The organism is Mycolicibacterium chengduense (genome assembly GCF_033741155.1).
GTDB lineage: Bacteria > Actinomycetota > Actinomycetes > Mycobacteriales > Mycobacteriaceae > Mycobacterium.
The window spans coordinates 213,642-228,545 of the sequence record NZ_JAWQNH010000006.1 but is presented as its reverse complement, the minus strand read 5'-3'; the positions used below and the strand labels follow the sequence as shown (position 1 = coordinate 228,545).

Below are 14,904 nucleotides of genomic sequence, written 5' to 3'. Positions count from 1 at the left end.
GCCGGCACCTGCCTAGTGGGCGGCGTGCTGTTTGGAACCGTAGACGCGCTCCATCAACGCGGTGTCGGTGTGCACCTGGACCCGGGCGGTCTTACCGTCACGAATCGTGAAGACGTCGGCGTCGCTTCCCTTTTCGTCGCCAACGGCGACTTCGGTGAGCGCGACGACGGTGTCCCCGTCGGCAACCAGCCGGTTCAAGGTGACCGACACGTTCTTCTCGGCCAGGCGGGCCAGGTACTGCCCGAGTTCACCCTTGCCGTGATAGGTGCCGCTGATGGTGCTGTTGCCGGGCTGTACCCATTCGACGTTGTCGTCGAACAACGCCATCACGGTGTCGATATCGCCCTTGGTGAACGCCTCGTAGCCCCGGGTGACGAGATCGATATTGTCCTGTTGCTCTGACATGTGCTGTTCCCTTCCGCACCGATCCGATATTCGGCCGTGGCGGGTGTAGCCGGTTCGGGAAGTCACGCAACGTCGGCTCTCGGATCAGACAGACCGTCCACGCACCACATCGAATGTAAGTCCGTACCCGAGCGATGTACAGGCGCAGATCCACCGGTCATTGCCGAGTGAACAACATGACCTCGCGTGCGACCGGTCAGACGTCGAAAATCGTCTGACCGCCGCCACCGCCGACATAGGAGACGTAGATCGGCCCCATGTCGAAAGGCATGTAGCCGGAGTTCATATAGGAGTCCGAGGTCACGGTGGGACTGTTCGATGCGGTCGTCGTGTAGGAGTACAGCAGGGTGCGTCCGTCGCTCGTGTACACGCTGATGACGGTGCCCACCGGAACCGTCGATGCACCGCCGACCAACCAGGACGGAATGGTGCCGTAGACCCCACCGGAGTCGAGCACAGTCGTCACCTGCCGGATGGTGCCGCTGCCGACCTGCACCCGCACCGAGGTCCATGGCGAGCCGGTCAGCGTCACCAGCGCGGCCAACGGGTTGGGGCCGAATTCAAGCAGGCCATTCTGTTCGTCGATGAGCACGCCATAGTTCAGGTCACCCGAGAGTGCCGAGATCACCGAACTCGGCCCGGGCCCATACGAATTCGGCCCGACGCCCAGGATTCCCACGACACCGTCGCGGGCGGCGAACGATGCGAAGGCCGACTGTGAGGCGGAGCTGACGATATCGACCGAGGTGGGTCCGGACACGATTCCGTTGCCGAAATCGACTGTGGTCGTGTAGGTGTCGAAGGTATAGCTCAGACCGCCCGAGTATCCGCTGGCCCCAGATCCGGTGGAGACGCCGAGATCTTGTTGTGTGCCAACGTATTTCGAGGTGATCACCAGGCCCACCGATCCGGTGTCGACCAGCACGGGAACCCGGGCCCCGCCGTTGACGGACACGTAGACCACCGGCTCGGTTCCGTACACCATCTTCAGCGCGACGGACGCGTTGACTTGGCCGGCGACGGGCACCGTCACGGTTTGCGACGTCGTGGCCAACCCGTTGGTGGCGACGATGGTGAAGGTGTCGGTGGTATCGGTCGCTGCGGCGGCCAGCCGTGCCGTGGCGGTCGGGGTGTAGGTGAACACACCCGCCGAGGTGGCCGTCACCGTGCCGTCGGCCGGCGCGGTGATCACCTTGTAGGTCAACGCTTTCCCCGACGGGTCGAGGAAGGTGACGGACCCGGTGACCACACCCGTCCTGGCATCGGGCGAACCGACCGTCATATTCGTCAGCACCGGGGTGTCGACCCCGCTGCGGACCGACACCACCGATACCGTGTCGGCGCCGTCGGAAGCGTAGAGGCCGCCATCGGGTGCGGTCGCCAGTGCGTCGACCGCGACTTGGAGTTTGGTGGTGATCACCGAATTGTTGCTGGTCGAGATCATCGAGATGGCGTCGGCGCCGGTGTCGGCGACATAGAGCGCACTGCCGTCGGGACTCACGGCCAGCCCGACGGGTGCGCTGCCGACCTTCAGCGTCATGGTGACGGCCCGGGTGGCGGTGTTGATCTTCGTCACCGTGCCGGAACCCGTGTTGGCGACATAGAGCCGGCTGCCGTCGAGTTTGAGCGCCAGCCCCGACGGCGTACTGCCCACCCGGATGGTCTTGGTCACCGTCCCGGTGGCGGTGTTGACCACGGACACCGTATTGGAACCGGCGTTGGCGACATACAGGGTGGCGCCGTCGGAACTGACCAACAGCGCCGAGGGATTACGTCCGACCGTGATGGTGCCGGTGACGGTGTCGGTCGCGGTATCGATGACCGACACCACATCGGAGGCCCTGTCCGCGACATAGACCTTGCTGCCGCTGGGGTTCATCGCCTCGGCGCCCGGCGCGCCGCCGACGGGAATCGTGGTGGTGAGCGCCCCGCTGATCGCCGACACCGTGCCGGCGGTCGCGTCGGCGACGTAGACGGTCTTGCCGTCGGGGCTCACCGCACCGGTGAGGGCACGCGGCGCACCGGCGGGGTCGACCGAACCGGTGACCGCGAGCACGGCGGGCGCCACGGTGACGGTGACCGTCTCGGTGGTCGAGGTGATCGAGTTGGCCGCGGTGACGGTGAATTTGTCGGTCACCGGTTTGGTCGAGACACCGGCCGCCAGGCGGGCCGCCGCGGACGGGGTGTAGACGAACTCACCGGTGGCCGCGTCGACGGTGACCGTACCCTTGGCCGTGGCCTTGGTCACCGTGTAGGTCAGCGGCAGTTGGGCATACGGCTCGATGAATTCGACTGCGCCGTCGACGGTTCCAGTGGCGTCCGCGGCGTTCACGGTCGGGGTCGCCGCGACCGGCCGGTCCCCCAGCGGGGCCACCGACACGGTGACGGTCTTGGCGGTGACGCCACCGTGGCCGTCGTCGACGGCCACGGTGAACGTGTCGTGCTTGTCGGCGGTGGTGGCACCCTTGGCCGCCGCGGCCAGACGCGCGTCCACGGTCGGGGTGTAGCTGTAGGCGCCGGTGCTCGCATCGACGGTGAGCGTCCCCTTCGCGGCCGTCGTCGTCACGCTGTAGGCCAGGGCGTCGCGGTCGGCGTCGGTGGCGGTGATCCTGCCGGCGACCACACCTGTCGTCGCGTTCGGGCTGCCCACGCTGACCGTCACCGCCGGCGCACTGTTCTTCGGGGCCACCGGCACGTCGACGACGGTGGCCGCAGTGCCGCCGTGGCCATCGGTGACGCTGACCGTGACGGTGGCGGACCGGTCGGCATCGGTGGCGGTGTCGGACGCAGCGGCGTGGCGGGCGGCCGCCGACGGGGTGTAGCTGAACGCGCCGGTGCCGGTATTGACGGTCACGGTGCCCTTGGTCGCGGTGGCACTGTAGGTGAGTTTGTCGTTGTCGGCGTCGGTGGCGATCGCCGAGCCGGTGACCACCCCGGTGACGCTGCTGGCCGTGATCACCGTCGGCGCGGTGAACACCGGGGCCGCGTCGACGACGGCAGGCGCGCTGACGGTGGTGGCGGCGGCCGGCGTGTGGACCGTGCCGAGCTGGCGGCGCGCCACCGCCGCGAGCACCCACTGCACCGGTGTGTCCACCGGCCCGCCACCTCCCGTACCGCTGGCCGACCACGGCGACACCAGCGCCCGCACGACGGCGCCGATGGCCCGGGTGACATTGGCGACCACTTGCGGCGCGAACGAATCCACCTGCCGCACCGGAACTTCCGTGGGGGCTGCGGCCGGGACGGGTCGCAGCGATGTGCCGGCGCCCGGGTCGGCGGCGGCCTCGGCGCTTCGGCTGCTCGCCCGGTGCACGGGCGTCGTCGCCTGCTTCTGCGGCTCGTCGGTTCCCGATGCGGGCTTCGGGCTCACGGCCGCGTCGTGCGTGGCCCAGTCCTGGTGCGCGGGCCGGTGCGGCTTCTTCGGTGGGTTCAGGCTTTTCGGGAGGTTCAGACTTTTCGGCAGACTCAGGACGGGCAGCTGCCACACGTGGGCGGGTGTGCTTGCCGCCGCGGGCGTCGAATCCGACTCCGTGCCCGTGCCGGAGGTCGTCGACGATGCGGTCGTGTCGTCGGCATGGGCATCGGCATGGGCAAGGGCCGGAACGCCGGCCAGCGCCGCGCCCATCCCCAGCGTGACGGCGCCGGCGCCGAGCCAGGCGAACGGCTCGCGGTGGCGTGCTCGACGCGTCATCGACTCCTCCTCAAGCTGATTCGACTTGGGAGGAGAACCCAAATCTGCGGCGGTGGCTCGCAGAATTATGGCCGTAGACCGAGGCCGACGACGGTGTCGCGGCGCCGACTCCCAGCAAACTGACAGCTTCGGGCGGGCTCGGCTCGGGTCAACGCACCACCACCGAGCTCGGTTCCCGGGGGGCTCCCAGCATGTCGCGGTGCGATGGGGGCTGACGGCCGTCTTCGTCGGTGATGCCGTACTGCACCGCCAACTCGGCACCGATCACGGTGTGCCCACTGCGGCCGGCCAGCTCGGGATCGTCGAACAATGCGTCGATCAGGCGACCGGTGAACTCCGGCGTCTCGGCATGCCGGGCCGTCTCGGCCAGGGCGTCCGGATGTCCGGCGAACGCGGCGCGCAGCCGGGCAGTGAGCAGGATGCCCATCCAGAGCGACACACACGCCACCGATGTGCCGCGGAAGTCGACGGCCATATCGGCGGCCATCTTGTCGATCCCGGCCTTCTGCGCCCCATATGCGGGACCGTGCATGTAGCACACCGAACCGGGCGACGAGGTGAACGCGATCAGCCCGCGCGGCCGGCGCAGCAGCAACGGTGCGGCATGCCAGGAGGCCACATACGCCGACCGCAGCCCGACGTCGAGCACATCACCGAGCCCGATCGGCTTCTGCCAGAACGGTTTCGAACCGGTGAGCTCGTCGTGCACGACGGCGGCGTTGTTCACCAGCAGGTCCAACCCGCCCTCGTCGGCGTCGATCCGCGCGAACAGCGCGGCCACGGCGTCGTCGTCGGCGTGGTCCACCCGGACCGCGACGCCGCCGGGCGGGGCTTCGGTGATGGTCCGACCGGTCGCATATACCCGCCAGCCGCGGGCGCTCAGCGCGCCGGCGATACCGAGACCGGCACCCCTGCTGGCACCCGTGACCACCGCGACCCGCACTCCCCTAACCTAGACGCCGTGCCAGACTCGCGGATCAATATCGCCTCCGGATCGGAATTCGAAGCCACGGTTGGCTATTCGCGCGCAGTGCGGATCGGGGATCACGTGGCGGTGTCCGGGACCACCGCCCCCGGGGCGTCGCCCGCCGAGCAGACCCGCGCGGCGCTGCGGCGCATCGAGGCAGCCCTGAGCGACGCCGGCGCCGCCCTGTCGGACGTGGTACGGACCCGGATGTTCGTCACCGATATCTCCCGTTGGCAGGAGATCGGCGCCGTGCACAACGAGTTCTTCGGCGATATCCGGCCGGTGACCACGATGGTCGAGGTCAGTGCGCTCATCGCGCCGGAACTGCTCGTCGAGATTGAAGCCGACGCCTACCTGGGTGGCAGCTGAGCGCTGCACTGGGCAAACTGCCCGTCATCGCCGGGCAGATAGCTCGTGACACTTGTCACAGCGGCCACCGGCAACGGTCCGTACAGATGCGGGAAAAGCATGGATTCCGGATCGGTCGGCACCCCGGGTTCCCAGCGCACCGGGTCGGTCAGCTTGCTCGGATCGACGGCCAGCAACACCAGGTCGGTGCGTCCGGCGTACAGCCGGTTGGCGGGCAGATGAACCTGTTCAGGGGCTGAGAGGTGGACGAAACCGACATCTGCCAGTGAGGCCGGGCGGTGTTCGCCCGCGCCTTGGGCGGCCAGCCATTCCTGAGACGAGCACAGATGGACGAGCACCTCGGAGTCGCGGATCATGCGCCCAGCGTGCCCGCCCCGCAACGGGAGCGCGCCGTGAGACACGACACACCGGTGAACCGTGGGGGAACAAGGCCGGAACCTCATACGTCTGACACAGTAGAAGCACGCATCAAGCTGAACGGAGGACGTGCCGTGAACGCAATCCTGACCAGTCCGGAACTGACCCGGGCCGATCGCTGCGACCGCTGCGGTGCGGCGGCGCAAGTGCGGGCCACCCTCCCCTCGGGCGCGGAACTTCTGTTCTGCCAGCACCACGCCAACGAGCACGAAGCCAAGTTGATCGAACTGGCCGCGGTGCTGGAGGTCAAGCCGGTCGACGCGTAGGGAATGCTGGACTGGTCATGAGCGACCAGCCCCCCGCAAAACCCACCCGCCACCACATCTGGCCCATCACCAAGCGCACGCTGTCCAAGGCGTGGGACGACTCGATTTTCTCCGAGGCCGCGCAGGCGGCGTTCTGGTGTGCGTTGTCCCTACCGCCACTGCTCTTGGGCATGTTGGGCAGCCTGGCGTACCTGGCTCCGCTGTTCGGGCCGGACACCCTGCCGGCCATCGAGGAGCAGCTGATCGGGACGTCGGGGCGGTTCTTCTCGCAGAACGTCGTCAACGAGATCATCGCGCCGACCATCTACGACATCGTCCGCGGTGCCCGCGGCGAGGTGGTGTCCCTCGGCTTCGTCATCTCGTTGTGGGCCGGCTCCTCGGCGATCTCCGCGTTCGTCGATTCGGTGGTGGAGGCGCATGACCAGACGCCGCTGCGCCATCCGGTGCGCCAACGGTTCTACGCGCTCGGGCTGTACGTGGTGATGCTGGTGTGCGCGGTGCTGACCGCGCCGTTCATCGCGCTGGGCCCGCGCAAGATCTCCGAATCCATTCCGGAGAGCTGGGACAACGTGCTGCAGTACGGCTACTACCCGGTGTTGGTGATCGTGTTGATCTTGGCGGCGACCGTGCTCTACCGGGTGTCGCTGCCCGCACCGCTGCCCACGCACCGGCTGCTGGTCGGTGCGGTGCTGGCGACCGCCGTCTTCCTCATCGCGACGGTGGGCCTGCGGATCTACCTCACCTGGATCACCGCGACCGGCTACACCTACGGTGCGCTGGCCACGCCGATCGCGTTCCTGCTGTTCGCCTTCCTGCTCGGCTTCGCCATCATGATCGGCGCCGAGTTGAACGCGGCGGTTCAGGAGGAGTGGCCGGCACCGGACACGCATGCGCACCGGTTACGGGAGTGGATCGAGGAGCGCACCGACACCCGCAACGGCGGCACCGGCGCTACTTCTTGAGCTGCTCGTAGATCCGCTTGCAATCCGGGCACACCGGGGAACCGGGCTTGGCCGCCTTGGTCACCGGGAACACCTCACCGCACAGGGCCACGACATGCGTCCCCATGACGGCACTTTCGGCAATCTTGTCCTTCTTGACGTAATGGAAGACCTTGGGGGCATCGTCATCGGTCCCGTCGTCGACGCGTTCGTCGGTGTCCGGGCGTTCGATCGTCTGGGTCTGCATCCCTCTATTGTGCCCGGCCCCCGCGCCGGTCCGAAGATGTGGGACAGTGGAGTTTATGAAACACGGCCCGGAGCTGAGTTTCGACGACGACGGTCGCCCGATCCTGATCACCCGCGCCGCCCTGCCCTACGAAGAGCAGCACCGCGCCAGGATGCGCAAGTACTTCACCTTGATGGCGTTCCGCATCCCCGCCCTGGTGCTCGCCGCGGTGGCCTACGGCATCTGGCACAACGGTCTGATCTCCCTCGGCATCATCGTGCTGTCCGTTCCCCTGCCGTGGATGGCCGTGCTGATCGCCAACGACCGCCCGCCGCGCAAGGCCACCGAGCCGCGCCGCTATGAGGCGGCCGGCCCGCGCCGCACTCCCCTGTTCCCCACCGCCGAGCGCCCGGCGCTGGAACCCGCGCGACGTGTCGACCCGGACGCCGGTATCTCCTGACACCGGCGCCTTCTGCCGCCCGCATTTCCCACCTGAGTGCGCTTCTTGCGCACTTCTCAGGAGAATCTCAGGTCGTCGGGAAAAAACCGCAGGTCAGTAGGTGTGACTTCGGGAAGCAGCGGGAACTCTGAGCCCTGTACGGACGTTGAACGCAGTGATAGTTCCAGCCGATCAGGAGGCCGTAAATGGCGATCGCCAGCACCAGCCGTATCGACAGCGACCTGGACGCCCAGAGCCCAGCCGCCGATCTTGTCCGTGTGTACCTCAACGGCATCGGTAAGACCGCGCTGCTGACCGCCGCGGACGAGGTGGAGTTGGCCAAGCGCATCGAGGCGGGCCTGTACGCCCAGCACCTGCTGGACACCCGCAAGCGTCTCGGCGACGCCCGCAAGAAGGATCTGGCCGCCGTGGTCCGCGACGGCGACTCCGCCCGCAGGCACCTCCTGGAAGCCAACCTGCGCCTGGTGGTGTCGCTGGCCAAGCGCTACACCGGACGCGGTATGCCCTTGCTGGACCTGATCCAGGAGGGCAACCTGGGCCTCATCCGGGCCATGGAGAAGTTCGACTACACCAAGGGTTTCAAGTTCTCCACGTACGCCACCTGGTGGATCCGCCAGGCCATCACGCGCGGTATGGCCGACCAGAGCCGCACCATCCGGCTGCCCGTGCACCTGGTCGAGCAGGTCAACAAGCTTGCCCGGATCAAGCGCGAGATGCACCAGAACCTGGGCCGGGAGGCCACCGACGAGGAACTGGCCGAAGAGTCCGGTATCCCGGTGGAGAAGATCAACGATCTGCTTGAGCACAGCCGCGACCCGGTGAGCCTGGACATGCCGGTCGGCACCGACGAGGAGGCCCCGCTGGGTGACTTCATCGAGGACGCCGAGGCGATGTCGGCGGAGAATGCGGTGATCTCCGAGCTGCTGCACACCGATATCCGGTACGTGTTGACCACCCTGGACGAGCGTGAGCAGCAGGTCATCCGGCTGCGGTTCGGCTTGGACGACGGCCAGCCGCGCACCCTGGACCAGATCGGCAAGCTGTTCGGGCTGTCCCGCGAAAGGGTCCGCCAGATCGAGCGCGAGGTGATGGCCAAGCTGCGCAACGGCGAACGTGCCGAACGTCTGCGGTCCTACGCCAGCTGACACGACCCCTTCCCGGTGATGCCCGTCGCGCCCCGCGCGGCGGGCATCACATTGCGCCCGGAGGATGTTGAGGCCCTGCTCAAGCAGCCCGACCGGTAGACTCGACAAGCGACGGAGGGCTTGGAAGGTAGCGCATGAACGATCTGATCGACACCACGGAGATGTATCTGCGGACCATCTACGACCTCGAGGAAGAGGGCGTGGTGCCCCTGCGTGCCCGGATCGCGGAACGTCTCGACCAGAGCGGGCCCACCGTCAGCCAGACCGTGTCCCGGATGGAACGCGACGGCCTGTTGCACGTGGCGGGCGACCGCCACCTCGAGCTCACCGAGAAGGGCCGTAATCTGGCCGTCTCCGTGATGCGCAAACACCGCCTTGCCGAACGACTGCTGGTCGATGTGATCGGTCTGCCGTGGGAGGAAGTGCACGCCGAGGCCTGCCGGTGGGAACACGTGATGAGCGAGGATGTGGAGCGCAGGCTGCTGCAGGTGCTCAACAACCCGACCACCTCACCGTTCGGCAACCCGATCCCGGGCCTGTCCGAGCTCGGCTACGGTGAAACCGGCGCCAGTGAGTACGCAAACCTGGTGCGGCTCACCGAATTACCGTCCGGATCGCCGGTCGCGGTGGTGGTGCGCCAACTGACCGAACACGTCCAGGGCGACGTCGAACTGATCGGCCGTCTCAAGGACGCCGGCGTGGTGCCCAATGCCAGGGTCACCGTCCAGGTCAGCGACGAGCCCGGCGGCGGTGTGCTGATCCTGATTCCCGGGCATCAGGAGGTCGAACTGCCGCATCACATGGCGCACGCCGTCAAGGTCGAAAAGGCCTGACGCTCACCCGGCACGCTGGCCGAACGCGCGCCGCGGTGGGAGCCGCACTCCGAGTGCGCCCGCGGCCCGATAGCCGGACAGCGCCAACTCACGGATCTGCTCCGGCCGCATCCCGGACTGCAGTGCGCAGTCCAGCATCTCGGCCATCCGGTGTGCTGGATCGAGCATGATCGCGGCCTCCAACGCGATCCCGGCCAGCGGTCCGTCCCCGCGCGCGTAGGCCGAAAAGGCCAGCAGCGTCAGCACTTCCGGTCGCCACGGAGCAGGCAGCAGCCGGGCCAACAGACCCCACAATGCCTCGGCATCGGCCGCCATGGCGCCGACCGCCAGCGCGTAGAGCATGTCGCGCACCCGGGGATCGCGCAGGGCCGCGACGACGGTGACGATATCGGCGTCCGCCGGGTCCTCACCGGCCCCGACCCGTGCGGCGAGCGCCATCGCCGCCTTGACTGCGCGGCGTGCCGTCCGGGCACCGGGCGACTCGGGGCGCGCCGACCGCAACGCCTCCGCGATCCGCTCGCCCCGCGGGCCGTCCGCGACCTCGATGGCCGCCAGCAGATCATCGCGGCGCCGGTAGAGCCGGCGACCGTCGAGCACGGCAGCGGCAGCCAACGGTGACGACTCCGGGTCGTCGATGACCCCGTGTGCCCCGCACCCACAAACACACGACCATCGGCCGCCGGCGGCGATCCGGTCGACCAGCAGGACGGCATGCAGATCGATGCCTTCGTCGGCCATCGACAGCAGCAGATCGTCGGCCAGCTCCCCGTGCTCGGCACGGCGCTCGTCGACGATCACCGCGAGCGCGCCGTGATGACCGGATGCGGCCACCACCTCCGCCAGCGCCGCGGTGTTACCGACCAGGCCCGGCGACAGATCGACCCGCATGACGCAGCCCAGATTGCCACCGTCGAGGGTGACGACCGTCAGCGAGTTCTCGGGGACGAATCCCAGTACCGCCGGCAGCGCGGCGATCAGCGTTGCGGGCCGACCGAGGTCGAATCCGCGAGGTTGTCGTGTCATACCTCGATCGTGGTGGCAGCCGCCGACGGGTCACCGACACCGACCCCCGCCAGCGGGGGCGGCTGTGGATCAATCCGCAACTGTGAGTAACTCAGCGCGCGGCATCCGCCGTCGGCAGCAGTCGCTGCAGCACGTCGGTCAGCGTGATCAATCCCAGGACATGTCCGTCGGCATCGGTGACCACCACCAGGTGGTTACGGGTCTCCCGCATGGTCCGCAGCGCGGCATAGACCGGGGTCCGGGCCGCCACCATGAGCGCCGGGCGCATCACGTCGGCGGCCGTCACCTCGATGGAAGTCGCCTCGATGGAGGCCGCCACGGTGTCCCGGACGTGCACCACACCCAGGATCGCGCCGTTGTCGCGGACCAGCAGACGCAGGTGCCCGGTGCGCCTGGACTCGGCCTGGATCTCGGCAGGCGTGGCCGTCGAGCGCACACTGCTGGGCGCCGCGCCGGCGCGCACCATCTCACCGACGGTGAGCGCCTCCAGCTCCAGCGCGCTCACCAGGTGACCGTGGTAGCGCTCGTCGAGGGTGCCGACGGTGGCCGAGTGCTCCACCAGGTGCCGCAGCGCGTCGGGATCCTGGCCGGTGGCAACCTGATCGACAGGTTCGACACCGACCCTGCGCAGGCACCAGTTCGCCAGCCGGTTCAACGTGCCGATGAGCGGGCGGGTCACCCACATGAACGCCCGCATCGGCAACGCCAGCATGGTCGCCGACCGCTCCGGATGGGCGATGGCCCAGGACTTGGGGGCCATCTCACCCACGACCAGATGCAGGAAGGTGACGATGACCAACGCCAGCACGAAGCCGCCGGCGTCGGCCAGCCACGCTGGTGCACCCCAGCTCGCGATGGCCGGCGTGAGCCAGTGGTGGACAGCGGGTTTGGTGACGGCACCGAGTGCGAGCGTGCAGATCGTGATGCCCAGCTGGGACCCCGCCAGCAGCACCGACAGCTCCGAGGCCGACCGCAGCGCCGCGCGTGCCGAACGACTGCGGGGGGGCCGCATCCTCGAGTCGATGCCGGCGGGCCGCGATCAGGGCGAACTCCACCGCGACGAAGAAGGCGCTGGCCGCGATCAGCCCGACGGTGACCAGTACGACGGTCCACGGATTACTCATCGACGGGCCCCCGCTCCCGCGGATCGCAAGGGACGTCGACCACGGTCACCAGAACGCTTGCCGGAACATGCTTTTCGACGGTCTCGACGGTCGCCTCGAGGCGCCGGCGCAGCGGCGGGTGATCGGCGATCAGCCCGGCGGGTTCGACCCCCAGGTCGACCGAGATGCGCGCGCCGGCAGCGGGCAGACCGCCGAACTCGGCGATCAGCAGACCGGCCAGTGTCTCGTAATCGCCCTCGGGCAGGTCATGCCCGACGGTGCGGCCGAGCTCGTCGAGCGCCACGTCGCCGCGCACCAGCCAGCCGTCGCCGCGGCGTGCGATGTCGTCCTCGGCACTCTCGCTATCGTGCTCGTCGTCGATCTCGCCGACCAACTCCTCGGCGAGGTCCTCGATGGTCAGCACGCCCGCGAAACCGCCGTATTCGTCGATCACCAACGCCATCTCGGCGTGGGCGTCGGTCAGCGAACGTAGCGCGGCCGGCAGCGGCAAGGTCTCCGGCACGAGCACCGCGGGGCGGCAGCAGCCGCCCGCCGTGGCCGACGGATCGTCGATACCCAACAAGTCGTGCAGATGCACCACACCGACCAGGTCGTCGGGCGATTCGCCGATCACCGGGTACCGGGTGTGCCCCGTGGCCATCTTCGCCAGCACCCCGTCCACCGGGTCGTTGGCGCCGACGACATCGACCCGGGCACGCGGGATCATCGCATGTTCGGTGGTGCGGGTCGGGAAGTCCAGGATGCGGTCGAGCAGGGTGGACAGTTCCTCGGGAAGATCCCCGGCCTGCCGCGAGTCGGCCACGATGTGCTCGAGATCGCGCGCGGTGGCCGAGTGCTCGACATCGTGCACGGGTTCGATGCGCAGCGCGCGCAACAGCACGTTCGACGAGGCATCGAAGAGTTTGATCAGCCAGCCGAACACCCCGAGGTAGACGGTGGTGGACAGCGCCAGCCGACGGGCCACCGGTTCGGGCCGGGCGATGGCCAGGTTCTTCGGGAACAGCTCACCGAAGACCATCTGGACCACCGTCGAGAAGACCATGGCGAGCACCGTGCCGATCGCGATACCCAGACCCAGCGGCACACCGACGCCGCCGAGCAGCTGGCCCAGCCCCGCACCGATCAGCGGTTCGGCGACGTAGCCGACCAGCAGACCGGTGACCGTGATGCCCAACTGGGCGCCGGAGAGCATGAAAGAGGTGCGGCGGGTGACCTGCAGCGCCCGGGCGGCTCCGCTGTCACCGGCCTCGGCGTGCGCCTTGAGCCGTGACCGGTCCACCGCCATATAGGCGAACTCCTGGGCGACGAAATAGCCGGTGAGCGCGGTGATGGCGGAGACCACCAGAATGCCGACGAGGATTCCGAGCGCGGTCAGCATCGGGGCACCAGCGCGGTGAGATTGGTGGTGCCGGCCTCAACGGGCCGGCGGCGGGGTCTTCGGGGTTTGCGCTTGGCGCGTCGCATGGTGCTCTCTGTGGTCGGAAACTCCGTCACGACGAAAGACGAACGACACCAGCAGGAAGTTCCCGGCCGGCGACATCTGGCGCTCGGTGCGCAAAGTTCACATGAATTTTGCCGCGTCGGCGTGCGCCATGGCGGGGTCGGGCGTAGGACTGCACCCATGGGTTCCATGCAGGAGTACGACCTGGTTGTCATCGGTTCCGGTCCCGGCGGTCAGCGGGCGGCCATCGCCGCCGCCAAACTGGGGAAATCGGTGGCGGTCATCGAGCGCGGCATGATGCTCGGCGGGGTGTGCGTCAACACCGGCACCATTCCGTCCAAGACGTTGCGCGAGGCCGTCGTCTATCTGACCGGGATGAGCCAGCGTGAGCTCTACGGCGCCAGCTACCGGGTGAAGGAGAAGATCACCCCCGCCGATCTGCTGGCCCGCACCCAGCACGTCATCGGCAAGGAGATCGACGTGGTGCGCTCGCAGCTGATGCGCAACCGGGTCGAGCTCTACGTCGGGCACGGCCGGTTCGTCGACGAGCACACCCTGCTGGTCGACGACCCCGGCCGCGCCGAGCGGATCACGATCCGCGGCGCCAACATCGTCATCGCCACCGGAACCAAACCGGCCCGGCCCAGCGGTGTCGAGTTCGACGAGAACCGGGTGCTCGACTCCGACGGCATCCTCGACCTCAAGGCCATCCCGACGTCGATGGTGGTGGTCGGCGCCGGGGTGATCGGCATCGAGTACGCCTCCATGTTCGCCGCGCTGGGGACCAAGGTGACGGTGGTGGAGAAGCGCGAGTCGATGCTGGAGTTCTGTGACCCGGAAATCGTCGAGGCACTGCGCTTCCACCTGCGTGACCTGGCCGTCACCTTCCGGTTCGGCGAGGAGGTGACCGCGGTCGACGTCGGGGCCGCCGGCACCGTGACCACACTGGCCAGCGGTAAGCAGATCCCCGCCGAGACGGTGATGTACTCCGCCGGGCGGCAAGGCCAGACCGATCACCTGGACCTGGCCAACGCTGGCCTGGAGGCCGACAACCGGGGCCGCATCTTCGTCGACGACAACTTCGCCACCAAGGTCGAGCACATCTACGCCGTCGGTGACGTGATCGGCTTCCCCGCACTGGCCGCGACCTCGATGGAGCAGGGCCGGCTGGCGGCCTACCACGCGTTCGGCGAGCCCACCAAGGGCATGATGGACCTGCAGCCGATCGGCATCTATTCGATTCCCGAGGTGTCCTACGTCGGTGCCACCGAGGTGGATCTGACCAAGGATGCGATCCCCTACGAGGTGGGTGTGTCGCGGTACCGCGAGCTGGCCCGCGGTCAGATCGCGGGCGACTCCTACGGCATGTTGAAACTGTTGGTGTCCACCGAGGATCTGCGGTTGCTCGGGGTGCACATCTTCGGCACCAACGCCACCGAGATGGTGCATATCGGGCAGGCCGTGATGGGTTGCGGCGGCACCGTCGAGTACCTGGTCGACGCGGTGTTCAACTACCCGACGTTCTCCGAGGCCTACAAGGTGGCGGCACTGGACGTGATGAACAAGCTGCGCGCGCTGAGCCAGTTCAAGCGTTAA

General features: G+C 68.1%; 14 protein-coding genes and 1 pseudogene. 7 read left to right on the top strand and 8 right to left on the bottom strand.

What is annotated here, in order from left to right; all coding sequences use genetic code 11:
• Positions 1-12: 12 nt before the first annotated feature.
• The 3 genes from SBI67_RS23040 to SBI67_RS23030 form a co-directional block, all read right to left on the bottom strand.
• The gene (locus SBI67_RS23040; RefSeq protein WP_318982784.1) at positions 13-405 is read right to left on the bottom strand and encodes a nuclear transport factor 2 family protein; all 393 of its coding nucleotides are present in this window, start codon (positions 403-405) and stop codon (positions 13-15) included.
• 196 nt (positions 406-601) lie between these two features.
• On the bottom strand, positions 602-4,096 hold the full coding sequence (locus SBI67_RS23035) for a PecA family PE domain-processing aspartic protease (RefSeq protein ID WP_318982783.1): 3,495 nt from the start codon (positions 4,094-4,096) through the stop codon (positions 602-604).
• 148 nt (positions 4,097-4,244) lie between these two features.
• Positions 4,245-5,039 carry an SDR family NAD(P)-dependent oxidoreductase gene (locus SBI67_RS23030; protein WP_318982782.1) on the bottom strand — a complete coding sequence of 265 codons (795 nt, stop codon included), beginning with the start codon at positions 5,037-5,039 and terminating at the stop codon, positions 4,245-4,247.
• A gap of 18 nt (positions 5,040-5,057) precedes the next feature.
• Here SBI67_RS23030 and SBI67_RS23025 point away from each other — a divergent pair, with 18 nt between their 5' ends.
• Positions 5,058-5,432 (top strand): RidA family protein, encoded by a 375-nt coding sequence (locus SBI67_RS23025; RefSeq protein WP_318982781.1) that lies wholly within the window; start codon positions 5,058-5,060, stop codon positions 5,430-5,432.
• Here SBI67_RS23025 and SBI67_RS23020 read toward each other — a convergent pair.
• Entirely contained in the window at positions 5,414-5,788 is a 375-nt protein-coding gene (locus SBI67_RS23020; protein ID WP_318982780.1) for a DUF952 domain-containing protein, read from the bottom strand. The genes SBI67_RS23025 and SBI67_RS23020 overlap by 19 nt on opposite strands.
• Positions 5,789-5,923: 135 nt before the next feature.
• Between SBI67_RS23020 and SBI67_RS23015 the strand changes: the two genes are divergently transcribed.
• Positions 5,924-6,115 carry a DUF7455 domain-containing protein gene (locus SBI67_RS23015; protein ID WP_024449764.1) on the top strand — a complete coding sequence of 64 codons (192 nt, stop codon included), beginning with the start codon at positions 5,924-5,926 and terminating at the stop codon, positions 6,113-6,115.
• Between the two features lie 17 nt (positions 6,116-6,132).
• Positions 6,133-7,077, top strand: a complete 945-nt coding sequence (locus SBI67_RS23010) for a YihY/virulence factor BrkB family protein (RefSeq protein ID WP_318982779.1) — start codon at positions 6,133-6,135, stop codon at positions 7,075-7,077.
• Here the strand turns inward: SBI67_RS23010 and SBI67_RS23005 are convergent.
• The gene (locus SBI67_RS23005) at positions 7,067-7,303 is read right to left on the bottom strand and encodes a DUF3039 domain-containing protein (RefSeq protein ID WP_024449762.1); all 237 of its coding nucleotides are present in this window, start codon (positions 7,301-7,303) and stop codon (positions 7,067-7,069) included. The genes SBI67_RS23010 and SBI67_RS23005 overlap by 11 nt on opposite strands.
• 55 nt (positions 7,304-7,358) lie before the next feature.
• On the opposite strand from SBI67_RS23005, the gene SBI67_RS23000 reads away from it, so the two are divergent.
• The 3 genes from SBI67_RS23000 to SBI67_RS22990 all read left to right on the top strand — a co-directional run bounded on the left by SBI67_RS23000 (position 7,359) and on the right by SBI67_RS22990 (position 9,720).
• Positions 7,359-7,742: a DUF3099 domain-containing protein gene (locus tag SBI67_RS23000; RefSeq protein ID WP_318982778.1), complete on the top strand. Its 384-nt coding sequence runs from the start codon at positions 7,359-7,361 to the stop codon at positions 7,740-7,742.
• Between the two features lie 185 nt (positions 7,743-7,927).
• Entirely contained in the window at positions 7,928-8,887 is a 960-nt protein-coding gene (locus tag SBI67_RS22995) for a sigma-70 family RNA polymerase sigma factor (RefSeq protein WP_266045882.1), read from the top strand.
• Between the two features lie 134 nt (positions 8,888-9,021).
• Positions 9,022-9,720, top strand: a complete 699-nt coding sequence (locus tag SBI67_RS22990; RefSeq protein WP_318982777.1) for an iron-dependent transcriptional repressor DtxR — start codon at positions 9,022-9,024, stop codon at positions 9,718-9,720.
• Between the two features lie 3 nt (positions 9,721-9,723).
• Here SBI67_RS22990 and SBI67_RS22985 read toward each other — a convergent pair whose 3' ends face one another.
• From SBI67_RS22985 to SBI67_RS22975, 3 genes and pseudogenes are all read right to left on the bottom strand, one after another.
• Complete coding sequence (locus SBI67_RS22985) at positions 9,724-10,743, bottom strand: DUF4192 domain-containing protein (RefSeq protein WP_318982776.1); 1,020 nt, start codon at positions 10,741-10,743, stop codon at positions 9,724-9,726.
• Positions 10,744-10,834: 91 nt separating this feature from the next.
• Positions 10,835-11,867: pseudogene (locus SBI67_RS22980) on the bottom strand (hemolysin family protein).
• Positions 11,860-13,245: a hemolysin family protein gene (locus tag SBI67_RS22975; RefSeq protein ID WP_318982775.1), complete on the bottom strand. Its 1,386-nt coding sequence runs from the start codon at positions 13,243-13,245 to the stop codon at positions 11,860-11,862. Before SBI67_RS22975 ends, SBI67_RS22980 begins: the two are co-directional and overlap by 8 nt.
• Positions 13,246-13,488: 243 nt before the next feature.
• Between SBI67_RS22975 and sthA the strand changes: the two genes are divergently transcribed.
• A complete protein-coding gene (sthA, locus tag SBI67_RS22970) occupies positions 13,489-14,904 on the top strand; it encodes a Si-specific NAD(P)(+) transhydrogenase (protein WP_266045887.1) in 1,416 nt (471 codons plus the stop codon).